Here is a 14417-nt window from a genome sequence, read left to right as displayed (position 1 = left end):
TGAGCTCCTCTCTAGTTTCCGTTAGCGTCGTAAACGTGGGTCGAACGCATCACGCAGTCCATCTGCCAACATATTGAAGCTGACCATGAGGAGTACGATGACCGTCGATGGAACAACGAGCAAGAATGGGAACGTTTTGAGTTCTTTGTACCCTTCGTTGATCAATGTACCGAGTGACGGTTGTGGTGGTGCAAGTCCTAAACCGATGAAGCTTAAGAACGCTTCGAAGAAGATCGCACTTGGAATCGTGAACATAAGTGAGATGATGATCGTTCCCAAGGTATTTGGAATCAAGTGTTTAAAGATCAATCGTGCGCTAGAAGCACCAAGTGTCCGTGCTGCAAGAACGAATTCTTGGTTCTTTAGTTTCAGGATTTGACCACGAACAAGTCGGCTCATCCCGATCCAGCCGGTAATCGTCATCGCAAGGATGATCGTCGTGATCCCTGGTTCAAGAATCAAGATGAACAAGATGATCAAGATTAAGTTTGGTACACCTGTTAAAATTTCAGCAATCCGTTGCATGATGTTATCGACACGCCCACCGTAATAAGCAGAAATTCCGCCGTATGTGACACCAACGAGAACATCGATGAGTGCTGCCATCAAACCGATGAACAACGAGATCTTCGTTCCTTCCCAGACACGTGACCAAAGATCACGACCAAGGTGGTCCGTTCCGAACCAGAAGTTCTCCGTCACTTGTTTTTGTTTATAAAAATCAATCGGCGTATCACCAAGTGTCGCCATACCGTCAAAACCAGCCCACTCTAAACCAGTAACTTTAGGTGGAAGTTTAGCTTGTGTGATTGTTTGGGTATAAGGGTCATTACCAGACAACGCAGGTCCGACCAATGACATGATTGCGATGATGATGATGACAGCAAGTGAGAGAATTGCCGCTTTGTTCTTGCGTAGACGCATCCAAGCATCTTGCCAGAAGTTTAAACTTTTACCAGCAAGACGTTCCCCTGCTTGTTCATTGAACTCAACGTGTTGGAACAGCGATGAATCAAACTGTTCTGCTTTTGCATTTGAATTTTGTTCAGCCATTATTTGTTACCCCCCAAACGGATCCGTGGATCAACGACACCGTACAGCAAATCGACGATCAAAATCATGAGAATGAAGACTGCTGAGAAGAACAACGTCGTACCCATGATGACTGTGTAGTCATTTTGTGTGATTGATGATACGAAGAGTTCACCAAGACCAGGAACAGAGAAAATCCGCTCAATGACGAGTGTTCCTGTAATTAACGCGGCAGTCATTGGTCCAAGAATCGTGATCGCCGGAATCAAGGCGTTCCGAACCATGTGTTTCCAAGTAATCGACTGACCATCTAGGCCTTTTGCTTTAGCTAACGTGACATAATCCTGGTTCGTAACTTCTAGCATCTCTGTTCGGACGAATCGAGCAATTGAGGCTGTAACCCCAAGTGATAACGATATGGTCGGCAAGATGGTATGCGCCGGGCTTTCCCAGAACGCGACTGGCAAAACGCCCCATTTCACGCCAACATAGTATTGAAGGAGTGAGGCGAATACGAAGGACGGTACCGAGATTCCGATAACCGATACGAACATCGCACCGTAATCGATCACTGTGTTGTGACGAAGTGCCGCGACAACACCTAAGACGAGTCCTAACAGTACTCCGAGTACTAATGCTTGAACTCCTAATTGAGCCGATGGTCCAATTCGTTCAGAGATTAAATCCGTTACCGGACGGCTATCATATTTGAATGAAATACCGAGATCTCCTTGGAACAAGTTAACCATATACGCTGCATAGCGTTGTGGCAGTGGATCATTCAAGTTGTACTTATCCCGAAGGATGTTCAACTGTTCAGGAGAAAGTTTCTCCTGGTTTTGGAACGGTGAACCTGGTAGCAGATCCATCAGGAAGAAAGTGAACGAAGCGATGAGTAAAAACGTCAGTACGCCGTAAACCAGGCGTTGAGCTAAATAACGGCCCATAAGATGGCACCCCCTATAAAGATTTTCTGTTTTTTTCGAAACATCAATAAAATCAGTATGACCCACAATTGTCGGAACATTCAAGAATTTTGTCATAAAAATTTAAAAATTCTTTTTTTATTGTGCTTTGATTTGATGTTCGCTTGGATGTTTTTCTAATTTCATCCAATAGTCAGAATTTTTCGTTTGATTCCATTATACTTTGCTAACAAAGTAATTAGAACTACTTTTTTACGAAACTTTCACATTTTCGATAAAAATGAGTTTCCATTCATAAAAAGTAGTATAAAACAGGAGCGTACCCGAACTGATCAGGGGACGCTCCCATTCTCGATTACTTAATATCAACGTATTTGTATTGGAAATCTGCTCCGAACACTTGACGGTTGAAATCTTTAACCGTCGGACGGCTCAAGTATGCAGAACCAGCTTGATAGATTGGCGCGATGGCTTGATCTTTCTCAATCAATTGTGCTTCCGCTTGTTTGAAGAGATCGAGACGTTTGTTTAAGTCAGACTCTTCATTCGCTGCGTTCAACAATTTATCATAAGCTGCAGACTTGTACTTGACGTCGTTTTGGCTATTCGTTGATTCGAAGATAGAAAGGTTAGACATTGGATCCTGATAATCCGGGCCCCAAAGTGAGTATGAAACCTGGTAGTCGCCTTTTGTTTCAAGGTCGAGTTTATTCTTGAACGGTTGTTGTTTGATTGAAACAGTGACGTTCGGAAGATTTTTCTCGATTTGACCTTTCATGTACTCACTGATCTTCTTCGCATCTTCATTGTCGAATGAAAGAAGTTCAATCGTCGTTTTCTTATCGCCGTTTGCTTTTTTCCAAAGATCTGCTGCTTCTTTTCCATCACGATCGAACCAGTTGATGTCGCTCGTATAGTCTTTACCAGACGCATCTTTGATGAATTCTTTTGGAATGAAGCTTGTTGTTGGAATCGAACCGTTCGCAAGAAGCGTATCTGTGATTCCTTTTGGATCGATGGCACGAGCAATTGCTTTACGTGCATCAACATTTTTCATCGTTGCATCTTCGTTATTGAACTTCAGATAAGCGATTGAAGAACGAAGAGCTGTCTTGAATTCAGGCTTCGATTTGTAAGCTTCAACTTGCTCTGAAGTCAAACCAGCGTAATCGATATCATTTGAATCATAGAGGTTTACTACTGTTGACGTATCCTTGACGACACTGACCGTAACTTCGTCGAGTTTGACAGCGTCTTTATCCCAGTAGTTATCGTTTTTCTTCAGCACTCGTTTTGAATCCGTTTTCCAAGATTCCCAAACGAAAGGACCGTTATAGAGTAATTTATCTGGTTTGAGCGAGAAGTCTTTTTCATTCTTTTTGTAGAAGTCTTCACTGATCGGTGAGTACGTACCAAACGATGTCAGTGAGAGGAAATACGGCGCTGGACGCTCAAGTTTTACTTCTAACGTTTTGTCGTCAAGTGCTTTAACACCGAGTTCGTCGACAGCTTTTTTACCCTGTGTAACATCAGCGCCGTTTTTTAACGTGTCAAAGATGTACGAGTAACTAGATGCTGTTTTCGGATCAGCAGCACGTTTCCAAGCGAATTCGAAATCTTGTGCTTTGACGGGTGAACCATCAGACCATTTTGAATCACGAAGTGTGAACGTATACGTCAAGTTATCACTTGAGATATCTGTTTTTTCTGCAAGTGCTGGAATCGCTTTGCCGTCTTTATCGAGACGGTAAAGACCTTCCATCGTATTCCCGATCATGTTGAAAGCGACAGAATCCGTAGCTTTCGCTGGATCCACTGTCGTGATATCCGAAGAGTCTGTTAAGCGTAGATTTTTCTTTCCGTCTGTAGAACCTGAATCACTGTCTCCGCCACCTGTCGAACATCCAGCAAGCACTGCGCTTCCTGCAAGCATGACTGATAATGCGAGACCGACTGTTTTTTTCTTCATCGGTAAGTCATCTCCTTTTCAATTTCCAAGTTGCCATAATGCCTATGACATCAATAACGTCCCGTCGAAACTGCAATGTATTCCCCAAAATGCATTGACCTAGTTTCAAAAACTTAAACGAAGTGATAAATTGATTTTATGTGAGAATAGCATTAACGTCAAGTAAATAGTCACACTATTTGCTATTTTGCATCATTCGTTTGTTACCGATTCGTAACAGGATTAAAAATTTCGTATACTAAGGTTATCAATGCATTTAAGGGGGATTTTCATGCGATCGACCTATTTCCGACCGGTCATCATTGCGGTCATTCTAGTCTTACTTTATACGATATGGGCGACTATCACCGATTCGACGCACGGTATTTTGTACCATCTATCTGGTGGATTATTCATTGGAGGCTTTTTGCTTATGGCAATCGGATTCTTTTCCAACATGTCGGCTAACGGCTTCTTCCGTGGCATGACAGCCGGATTTAAAAAACAACGGGAAGCGAAGCTTCGAGAAATTGATGGCGATTACTACGAAGATGATGACGAAGAGGAAGAAGTCCTCCGTAAAAAGCAAAACCGGGCTTCTGCCCGAACGAAACCCTATGTTTCTAGTGGTATTATCTTCATCATCGTATCGCTGATCATCTCTTACTTTTAATCGAAATCACCGTGACGTACCTTCTATCGTATGGTAAACTTAAGTGAATTAAACAAGAAAACACGACGACAAAGAGTAGTAACTTAGGTACATCCCTTTCAGAGAGTCCATGGTGCTGGAAATGGACAGGTGATGCCTACGTGAATGGACTTTCGAGTGGCTGATTCGAATCAAGTAGAGTCAGATGGGTTTGCCCATTACAGCAAATTGAGCGGCTATGCGAATAGCAACTTGGGTGGCAACGCGATGAATCGTCCCTTGATTTTCAAGGGGCGTTTTTTATTTTGATTTTATTATTTGGAGGGATTTCATTATGAAAACGATTTTCTCAGGTATCAAACCAACGGGAACAGTAACACTCGGAAATTACTTAGGTGCGATGAAACACTTCGTGAATTTACAGGATGGTCATGATGCGTATTATTGTGTCGTTGACTTGCACTCGATCACGGTCGATATCGATCGTGTCGAACTGATGAACAATACACGCGCCCTTGCTGCACTTTATATCGCAAGTGGTCTGAATCCAGAAAAATCAACAATCTTTGTTCAATCAGAAGTCAAAGCGCATGCACAACTCGGCTGGATGTTGACGTGTCTCTCCGGGATGGGTGAGCTCGAGCGTATGACACAGTATAAAGATAAATCACAAGGAAAAGACCGAATCGGTGCAGGATTGTTTGTCTATCCAACACTCATGGCAGCTGATATCCTACTCTATGATGCGGAACTCGTTCCAGTCGGTGATGATCAAAAACAACATATTGAGTTAACGCGTGACTTGGCTCAACGTTTTAATAGTCGTTACTATGAGACGTTCACATTACCAGAACCAATCATCGCTGAGTCAGGAGCACGAATCATGAGCCTGACGACGCCAGACAAAAAGATGTCAAAATCTGATCAGAATCCGAAGGGCTTCATCTCGATGCTTGACGCACCAGATGTCATTCGTAAAAAAGTGAAGTCAGCCGTCACGGACTCGGAAGGTATCGTCAAATTCGATCGGGAAAATAAACCAGGTGTATCGAATTTGCTTGAGATCTACTCTTTACTCGCTGGCATCTCGATTCCTGATCTCGAAACCAAATACGAAGGTTCAAACTACGGAACATTTAAAGCAGATGTCGCGGAAGCTATCATTTCGGAACTTGAACCGATTCAACAACGCTACTATGAATTGATTGATTCTGAAGAACTCGATCAGATTCTTGACGCTGGGCGTGACCGTGCTGAAGCCGTTGCTGCTAAAAAGATCGCGAAAATCGAGAAGGCAATGGGTTTACAACGGAAACGTGCTAAGGTAAAAAAATAAGTCTTCTTCCAAAAGAGATCGGAATGCTCCGATCTTTTTTGATATTTTCAAACAAAAAACTGCTTCCGAATTAAATCGGAAGCAGTTTTTATTTTGCTTATTTTCCTTCGATCGAAGCCCATTTGTACGAGAAGTCTGCGCCGAAGTTATGCTCGACGACACCTTTGACGTATGGTTTAACGAGGAATGCACGTCCACGCTGATAAACAGGTGAGATCGCTGCAGAGTCGAGAAGGATTTTCTCAGCTTCTTGCAATTCAGACCAGCGTTTTGCTGCATCTGTTTGTGTTTGAGCATCTTTGATGAGTTTATCAAACTCTTCATTTGACCACTTACCACGGTTGTATGGTCCGTCTGTCAAGAAGAGATCGAGGAACGTCATTGGATCTTGGTAGTCAGGTCCCCAGCCCGCGAATGAAAACTGGAAGTCCCCTTTGTTTTCAAGATCAAGTTTGTTTTTGAATGGTTGTTGTTTGATTGTGACCTTCATACCTGGAAGGTTTTTCTCAAGTTCACCTTTCAAGAACTCACCGATTTTCTTAGCATCGTCGCTATCGTAGTTCAAGAGTTCAAGATCAACCGATTTTTGACCGATTTCCTTAAGTCCCTCTTCCCAGAGTTTTTTCGCTTCGTCTGCATTGTATTCGTTGAATGCTGGATACTTATCACGGAAGTCTTTTCCGTCAGCATCTTTCGCGAAATCTTTCGGTACGAGATAGTTCGCTGGAAGTGATCCGTTTGCGAGGATGACATCTGTGATCCCTTTTTTATCGTAACCCATGTCGATTGCGCGACGGATTTTTTCGTTATCAAGCGCTTTTACCTTCGTGTTGAGGTAGAGGTAGAAGATTGTTGATTCGCCTTTTGTTTTGAATTCTTTATTATCTTTGAACTGGGCAACGAACTCAGATGTTAAACCTGTGCGATCGATGTCACCTTTTTCGTAAAGGTTAACACCAGTTGCAACTTCTTTAACGACCTTAACGTTGATCGTTTTAAGTTTAACGGCATCTTTATCCCAGTAGTTATCGTTTTTGACCATTTTCCAGCCTTGCTCACGTGTCCACTCTGTTAATTTGAATGGTCCGTTATAGAGCGCTTTGTCTGCAGTCGAACCGAAGTCTTTCCCGATTTTCTTCGAGAGTTCTTCTGATTTCGGCATGAAAGGTCCGAATCCAGTGAGTCCGAGGAAGTAATCTGCAGGTGCTTTTAACTTAACTTCGAACGTTTTGTCGTCGATTGCTTTGACGCCGACAGCATCACGCTCGCCTTTTTTCGTGTTGTACTCTTCTGCACCTTCGATGTTATAGAAGACATATGCATACTGTGAAGCGTTCTCTGGATTAAGAACTTCTTTCCATGCATATTCGAAGTCTTTAGCTGTGATTGGAGTACCGTCGGACCATTTCGCATCACGTAATTTGAACGTGTATGTCTTTTTGTCTTCTGATACTTCATGACTTTCAGCGATACCTGGTGTTGGTTGCTGTTTGTCATCAAGACGGTAAAGACCTTCCATCGTGTTGTTCAACACGTTGAATGAAACTGCATCTGTTGAAGTCGTCGGGTTAAGTGTCGGGATATCCGAACCTTCAATCAAGTTAAGCGTTTGATCACTAGATTTTTTGTCTGAACCTGTGTCGCCCGATTTGTCGCCTGAATCCGTTGTCGAACAAGCTGCGAGGAACGCACTTGATACGAGAGCTACCGATGTAGCTAAAGCAAAACTTTTCTTCTTCATGTTACGATGACCCCCCTAGGTTTCTAAAAATGATACTGTCAGGTTTTTGACCGAAAAAAAAAGAATTACTATATTCGAATCAAACCCTTCGTTACAAATAGTTTACAATGTTCTGATAATTTTGCAAACCTTTTATCCGATTTTTCTAAATATTTTTTCAAAAAAGACTGGGACCTCATGAAAAAATGGTCCCAGCTCAGTAATTATTTTAGAATTTTCATTGCACGAAGTAGGTATTCCGGTCCATAAATCGGTACTTCGATTCCTTGAATCGTATCAGAAACATATAATTTCTCTGTCGTCTGATACAAAGGAACGATGACGGCATCTTGATTGATCAACTGCCTTTCAGCTTGATGATACAATGCTTGTTTTTTCTTCATATCTCGTACCTGCCGTGCTTTTTCGATCAGTTGATCGTACGTGTCGGATTGATAGTTTACGGAATTCAACGGATTATCTGAGACGAACTGGTTCAAATATGCAAGTGGACCTGGATAATCCGGCATCCATCCCGTTAACGTCATCGCATACTGAGCCGACTGTTCTTTATCGATCTTCTCTTCAATCCCAACGGGTTTAAGAACGATATCAATATCAGGCAACTGTCTCTCAAGATACGTCTCAAGTTGTTGGCCAATCCGCTTCGCCTGTGGGTCCTCGAAGTTCAGCATCTCGATTCGTTGTTTCTTCTGTTGTTTACCATTTTCTTTTTTTACTTGTACCGGTTCTGTCATTAATACATTCGTATCTGTGACGACGAATCGATTCGTCGGAATGCCTGCATATCCTAAAGGAAGTTGAACGGACTCTTTTTCCATCAAGGCGTAAGCAATTCGTTTTCGGAGTGTCTTTTCGCGGAAGGCTTCATTTTTTTGATTAAATGCGATATAAAAGACACCGCTCCGCTTTTTTTGATAGGTTGGTCGAGAGACTTGATCTTCTTGTGTCTCGACACTCTCTTGTAACGGAAGAATCGCTGCTTTACTGTTCTCATACGTACTCCATTGCGTCTGATGATCAGAGATGATGCGGCTTTTCACTTCCTCGACTGTGACAACATTTTGTTGATGATACTGGTTGTTTTTCTTAAGCGTATATCCGTTTTTAGACATCTGTTCTAGTGTAAACGCACCATTACCCGTGAGGTCTTGCCACTTCTTGGATTCGGGTTGTGGATAAAAGACGGACATCGCGAGTAATTCTTTTAGATTCGAAACCGGCTGATTCAGCGTGATGACAAGTTGATCGCGTCCTTTCGCCTTTACACCTAAACGCTCTGGCTTCATTTTTCCGTCATTGACGGCACGTCCATTTTCAAACACTTCAAATAAAAAACCATAAGGAGAATTTGTTTTATTAGCTGCGACACGTCGGAAACTATCGACAAAGTCTTGTGCCGTGATCGGCTGCCCCTGCGCATTTTTCGTTTGTTTGAGTTGAATCGTATACGTCAGACGATCTTTTGAGACTGACATATCCTGAGCCAATCCTCTACGGACGGATGTCCCAGAAGTAAAAACATATAATCCTTCATAAAGTTGTGCCAATAGCGTCTGAGAACGGCTATCCGTCGCTAACGCAATATCGGATGTCTTCGGAAGTGATGATTCAATTAATTCAACCTTCACTGCTTGTGACTCCTGATCTGTTTTCGTCTTTTGAGATGATGATAGACGGTATATGAGCGTACCACTGAGACCAATCAATAAAAATAGGATCAGTATCATGATTGATGTTTTTCTTGTGATGTTAGTCATAAACGACTCCTTTCTGCGTCAAACACGCATTTCTTTATTGAATCAGAAAATCAGTAAAAAAGCGACCCCCTCGTTTTTCCAAGGGAATCGCTTAAGCTTAAGCTTCGTAACGTTTGAAGACGAGTGATGCGTTGTGTCCACCGAACCCAAGCGAATTGCTCAGGGCGTAATTCAATTTAACGCTCCGTGCACCTTCTGTCACGTAATCAAGATCACAGCCTTCACTCGGCTGTTTGAGATGAATCGTTGGGTGAACGGTTTGTTCTTGTAACGATTTGATCGTCGCAATCGCCTCGACGCCACCAGCGCCACCAAGTAAGTGACCAATCATCGATTTCGTCGAGTTGACGACAAGTTGTTTTGCCTGTTCACCGAAGACACTATGGATTGCTTTTGTTTCAAGAATGTCGTTCATCGGTGTGCTCGTTCCGTGTGCATTGATGTATCCGACTGCTTCTGGTGCGATACCTGCATCTTGGATTGCCATTGCCATCGCACGCGCTCCACCGTCTCCATCTGGATCTGGAGCTGTGATGTGGTAGGCGTCAGCTGTTAATCCATACCCACTGACTTCAGCATAGATTTTTGCGCCACGTGCTACCGCATGCTCGTACTCTTCAAGAATCAAGATGCCTGCCCCTTCTCCCATGACGAATCCATCACGTCCTTCGTCAAACGGACGGCTTGCTGTCTCAGGATCGTGATTCGTTGACATCGCTTTGTTGGAACAAAAACCAGCAAACGCTAAGTTCGTGATTGGCGCTTCCGCTCCACCAGCGATCATGACATCTGCATCGCCTCGTTCGATGACACGAAGTGCTTCCCCGATGGCATTCGTTCCTGAAGCACATGCTGTGACAGAACAATTATTCGGCCCCTTGGCTCCGGTATAGATCGATACCTGACCGCTTGCCATGTTCGGAATCATCATCGGAATGAAGAACGGGCTGACACGACGGTGTCCACGCTCGAAGTAAATCTTCGCTTGTTTCTCGATTGTCTCCACGCCACCGATCCCTGATCCAATCCAGACACCTGCACGTTCAGCAATCGACTTGATATCAATTTCAGCATCTTTTACAGCTTCCATACTTGCAACGAGTGAGTAATGAACGAAGCGGTCCATCTTACGTGCTTCTTTTGCCTCGATGAATTCTGTCACGTCGAAGTTCTGCAATTCGCCAGTGACCTTCGTCGGATACTCATCGATATCGAGACGCTCCATCGGTCGAATCCCGTTCGTTCCTTCTTTTAATGCTTCCCAGAATGTATTGGCATCGTTTCCGATTGGTGTCAGTGCTCCGATTCCTGTGACTACAACGCGTTTTCTCATCATCTTATGTGTTCTCTCCTTTAGTCCAAGTAATGTATGCTGCTCCCCAAGTCAATCCGGCACCGAATCCAGCAAGTACGAGCTTCGTACCAGGTGTCAGGCGTCCTTGTTGACGTGCTTCTTCGAGTGCAAGTGGGATCGAAGCAGCCGATGTATTCGCATGCTCATCGATGGTGACGATGACTTTCTCTTGTGGTATATGCAGTCGTTCGCACGCTGCATCGATAATTCGCAGGTTTGCTTGATGCGGAATCAAGATATCGATGTCTTCGAGCGTACTATCCGCTTTTTGAATGACTTTTTCAACGATTTCCGGTAATTTACGAACGGCGAACTTAAAGACTTCACGACCATTCATCTCGATTGGTCCATCGATGTCCTTAAACAACAGATGAGCGCCACGTCCGTCTGTCCCGAGTTCAAAAGCATTAAGCCCCGCTTGCTCAGTTGGTCCGATGACGACTGCCCCTGCACCGTCTCCAAATAAGATGGCAGTTGACCGGTCTGACCAGTCGACGATACTCGACATTTTTTCAGCACCGATGACGAGCGCATGTTTTCCTTCGACTGTTGCTAACATGCTAGCAGCTGTTTGTAATGCAAAGATGAAACCACTACATGCCGCACTAATATCGAATGCAGTCGCTCCTCGTGCTCCAAGACGCTCTTGAACGATACAGGCAGTAGATGGAAACGCCCGTCCTGTTGCCGTTCCGACGACGATCAACCCGATGTCCTCTACTGTCAATCCAGCATCATCAAGCGCTTTCTGAGCAGCTTCTGTCGCTAAGTCAGTGACATCCACATCATCGGCTGCAATCCGTCGTGCCCCGATTCCTGTCCGTGTCCGAATCCATTCATCGCTCGTATCGAGCGTCGTTGCTAATTCATCGTTCGTCACGCGCCGTGACGGCAAAGACGTTCCTAATCCTACAATCCCGATCTTCATAAGGCATCCCCTTTTGTTATTAGTATCTGGTACTAATATAAAGCGTTAATATGCTTTTGTCAAAGAAAAAAGGAAGAGCATGGTCTCCCGTGCCCTTCCCCCATACCTCATTCTGCTAACGTCCGTACGACTTCCATGACCATTTTAGCGGAATTGATTGACGCAATCTCGAGGAATTCATCAAACGAGAGTGACGCTTCTTCATTGGCGCTATCTGAAATCGAACGCGTTACGACAAACGGAACACCGAACTGATGACAGACCTGTGCGATTGGTGCTGCTTCCATCTCGACGGCTGCGACTTCTGGGAAGTGCGCCTTGATTTGAGCAGAGCGCTCTGAATCGTGGATGAATGAATCGCCTGTCGCAATCAATCCATGAACGACGCGAATCGCATCCATCCGCTCGATGACGGCTTCTGCCGTCGCAACAAGCTTCGGATCTGCTTGATAGGCAGCTGGCATTCCAGGTACCTGACCATATTCGTATCCAAATGCCGTCACGTCGACGTCGTGGTGACGTACTTCTGTTGAGACGACGACATCCCCGACCGTTAAGCCTTCCTTGAATCCACCTGCTGAGCCCGTATTGATGACAGCACTTGGTTTGTAGTGGTCTAGCAATAATGTCGTCCCGATCGCAGCGTTCACTTTCCCGATTCCTGACTTCAAGATGACGACAGGAACGCTATTTAAAAGCCCTTCGTAAAAATGATAGTTTGCGATGACTGTATCTTTACGTTCTGATAACTCATTACGCAATAAGTTGACTTCCTCTTCCATTGCGCCGATGATTGCGATTGGCATAATTCATTCCTCCATCAAACAGAAAGCCGGATTGCTCCGGCTCCTGTGTTCTTTATTTGATCGATGTAATTTTTACTGCGTATTCGCCGCCTGGTGCTGGTACAGAGACTTGATCTCCGACTTGGTGCCCCATTAAACTTTTCGCGATTGGTGATTCGTTCGAGATTTTACCAGTGAACGGATCTGCTTCGGCACTACCGACGATCGTGTACGTATCTTCTTCGTTATCTTCAACACTTAAGAAAGTGACCGTCGTTCCGATACCGACAACCGAGATATCTTTCTCTTCTTCTGAAATGATGGCAACATTACGAAGCATCTCTTCAAGTTGAGCGATTCGGCCTTCGACCATCGCTTGCTCTTCTTTTGCTGAATCGTACTCTGCGTTCTCTGAAAGGTCACCGAACGAACGGGCAATCTTGATGTTCTCGACGACTTCTTTCCGGCGGACTGACTTCAATTCATTCAATTCATTTTCAATGTTTGCTTTACCTTCAAGCGTCATGTAGTATTGCTTTTCTGCCATTTTTGTCACGCTCCTTTTTATTCCACTAGTATAGTATATTCACATCTTTTTTGGAATCAATATCCTCTTTGATCGAGTGCTGAACGATAATCAAGAATCGCTCGAATCTTCGTCACGAGTAAATCGATAGCGACATGATTCTCGCCGCCTTCCGGTACGATGATGTCCGCATACCGTTTTGTTGGTTCACAGAACTGCAGATGCATCGGACGAACGACGTTCGTGTACTGCTCAACGACTGAGTCGATTGAACGTCCACGTTCGTTGATATCGCGTTGCATCCGACGCAGAATGCGAACGTCCGCATCCGTATCGACGAACACCTTGATATCCATTAGTTCCCGTAACCGTTCGTCTTCAAGCGCTAAAATTCCTTCTACGATGATGACATCGCGTGGTTCGAGACGAATCGTTTCTTGTGCCCGTGTGTGGGCGACATAATCATATACCGGTTTTTCAACGGCAATGTTTTCACGGAGCGACTGAATGTGCTCGATCAACAGACCATTATCAAAAGCGAACGGGTGATCATAGTTTGTCTGATACCGCTCCTCCATTGATAAATCACTTTGATCTTTATAATACGCGTCCTGCTCAATCATGACGATTGATTCACTTGGGAACGCATCGACGAGTGAACGTGCCACCGTCGTCTTCCCTGAACCCGTTCCGCCCGCTACGCCAATTACTACCGGTTTTTGCATGTCATTCGTTCCTCCATCATTTCGACTTTTTCCGACTGACGGATACACCGTCACCGAGCGGAAAAATCGTCGTATCGTATTGTTCTTGTTCCATCATCCAGACCGTGAATTCCTTGACGAGACGCACGAGTCGACGTCTTCTTCGATCGAATGTCTTCGGATCAGACTCGAGGACATCTCCGTGTAAGAAGAGATTATCCGTATAGAGCACGCCGCCCTCAGGAATGAGTCGCCCATATCCTGCAAAGAATTTTTTATATTGTCCTTTAGCTGCATCAATGAAGACCGCATCGAACTGGTCTTCAAGCGTTTCGGCTAATTCTACTGCATCACCAAAAATGATGTCAATCCGGTCCGCCACATCTGACCGGGCGATGAAGGTTTTTGCTTCTTCATACCGCTTTGCATTCCGCTCAATCGTCGTAATGCGCGCATCCGGTAGCGCACGGGCCATCCGAATCGCACTATATCCGATTGCGGTTCCAACTTCTAGAATGCGCTTCGGTTGTTGTAACCGCAGGAGCGATAACAAGACTTCGGAACCTGTCAGTTCGATGATTGGTATATGATGTTCTTCCGCATAACGCTCCATTTCTTCTAACAGAGCATCTCGAGGATGAATCATTGATTCGACATAGGTCGTGAAATCATTCACGCCATTCACTCCCTCTTCCGCATAAACAGGTTGACTTGAAGCGAACTTC

Annotated in this window: 13 protein-coding genes and 1 other annotated feature; of the genes, 2 read left to right on the top strand and 11 right to left on the bottom strand. The window is 44.5% G+C overall.

The genetic code is table 11. The features are described from left to right. Window positions 1-21 precede the first annotated feature (21 nt). From opp3C to KNQ14_RS03660, 3 genes are all read right to left on the bottom strand, one after another. The gene (gene opp3C, locus KNQ14_RS03670; RefSeq protein ID WP_029342200.1) at window positions 22-1053 is read right to left on the bottom strand and encodes an oligopeptide ABC transporter permease; all 1032 of its coding nucleotides are present in this window, start codon (window positions 1051-1053) and stop codon (window positions 22-24) included. Continuing rightward, a complete protein-coding gene (gene opp3b, locus KNQ14_RS03665; protein WP_029342199.1) occupies window positions 1053-1979 on the bottom strand; it encodes an oligopeptide ABC transporter permease in 927 nt (308 codons plus the stop codon). Before opp3b ends, opp3C begins: the two co-directional genes overlap by 1 nt. 334 nt (window positions 1980-2313) lie before the next feature. Then, the gene (locus KNQ14_RS03660; RefSeq protein ID WP_214723694.1) at window positions 2314-3927 is read right to left on the bottom strand and encodes a peptide ABC transporter substrate-binding protein; all 1614 of its coding nucleotides are present in this window, start codon (window positions 3925-3927) and stop codon (window positions 2314-2316) included. A 271-nt stretch (window positions 3928-4198) separates the two neighbouring features. Between KNQ14_RS03660 and KNQ14_RS03655 the strand changes: the two genes are divergently transcribed. Together KNQ14_RS03655 and trpS are read left to right on the top strand one after the other, a co-directional pair. Then, the gene (locus KNQ14_RS03655; RefSeq protein WP_029342197.1) at window positions 4199-4579 is read left to right on the top strand and encodes a DUF3899 domain-containing protein; all 381 of its coding nucleotides are present in this window, start codon (window positions 4199-4201) and stop codon (window positions 4577-4579) included. A gap of 56 nt (window positions 4580-4635) precedes the next feature. Continuing rightward, window positions 4636-4841: a binding site (T-box leader), on the top strand. 51 nt (window positions 4842-4892) lie between these two features. Beyond that, window positions 4893-5894 carry a tryptophan--tRNA ligase gene (gene trpS / locus KNQ14_RS03650; protein WP_149427655.1) on the top strand — a complete coding sequence of 334 codons (1002 nt, stop codon included), beginning with the start codon at window positions 4893-4895 and terminating at the stop codon, window positions 5892-5894. A gap of 97 nt (window positions 5895-5991) precedes the next feature. Here trpS and KNQ14_RS03645 read toward each other — a convergent pair whose 3' ends face one another. The 8 genes from KNQ14_RS03645 to KNQ14_RS03610 all read right to left on the bottom strand — a co-directional run bounded on the left by KNQ14_RS03645 (window position 5992) and on the right by KNQ14_RS03610 (window position 14368). Then, entirely contained in the window at window positions 5992-7635 is a 1644-nt protein-coding gene (locus tag KNQ14_RS03645) for a peptide ABC transporter substrate-binding protein (protein ID WP_214859664.1), read from the bottom strand. A gap of 203 nt (window positions 7636-7838) precedes the next feature. Further along, the gene (locus KNQ14_RS03640) at window positions 7839-9395 is read right to left on the bottom strand and encodes a peptide ABC transporter substrate-binding protein (RefSeq protein WP_214859662.1); all 1557 of its coding nucleotides are present in this window, start codon (window positions 9393-9395) and stop codon (window positions 7839-7841) included. 97 nt (window positions 9396-9492) lie between these two features. Beyond that, window positions 9493-10731: a beta-ketoacyl-ACP synthase II gene (gene fabF, locus KNQ14_RS03635; protein ID WP_214859660.1), complete on the bottom strand. Its 1239-nt coding sequence runs from the start codon at window positions 10729-10731 to the stop codon at window positions 9493-9495. Between the two features lies 1 nt (window position 10732). Then, window positions 10733-11677 carry a beta-ketoacyl-ACP synthase III gene (locus tag KNQ14_RS03630; RefSeq protein WP_050677578.1) on the bottom strand — a complete coding sequence of 315 codons (945 nt, stop codon included), beginning with the start codon at window positions 11675-11677 and terminating at the stop codon, window positions 10733-10735. A gap of 107 nt (window positions 11678-11784) precedes the next feature. Then, complete coding sequence (gene mtnN, locus KNQ14_RS03625; protein ID WP_023468903.1) at window positions 11785-12483, bottom strand: 5'-methylthioadenosine/S-adenosylhomocysteine nucleosidase; 699 nt, start codon at window positions 12481-12483, stop codon at window positions 11785-11787. 52 nt (window positions 12484-12535) lie between these two features. After that, the gene (greA, locus tag KNQ14_RS03620; RefSeq protein ID WP_029342224.1) at window positions 12536-13009 is read right to left on the bottom strand and encodes a transcription elongation factor GreA; all 474 of its coding nucleotides are present in this window, start codon (window positions 13007-13009) and stop codon (window positions 12536-12538) included. A gap of 56 nt (window positions 13010-13065) precedes the next feature. After that, entirely contained in the window at window positions 13066-13713 is a 648-nt protein-coding gene (udk, locus tag KNQ14_RS03615; RefSeq protein ID WP_023468905.1) for a uridine kinase, read from the bottom strand. A 16-nt stretch (window positions 13714-13729) separates the two neighbouring features. Beyond that, on the bottom strand, window positions 13730-14368 hold the full coding sequence (locus tag KNQ14_RS03610; protein ID WP_023468906.1) for an O-methyltransferase: 639 nt from the start codon (window positions 14366-14368) through the stop codon (window positions 13730-13732). Window positions 14369-14417 lie beyond the last annotated feature (49 nt).

This window comes from Exiguobacterium sp. s161 (genome assembly GCF_018619045.1).
GTDB lineage: Bacteria > Bacillota > Bacilli > Exiguobacteriales > Exiguobacteriaceae > Exiguobacterium_A > Exiguobacterium_A indicum.
This window is presented reverse-complemented; position numbering and strand designations above follow the sequence as displayed.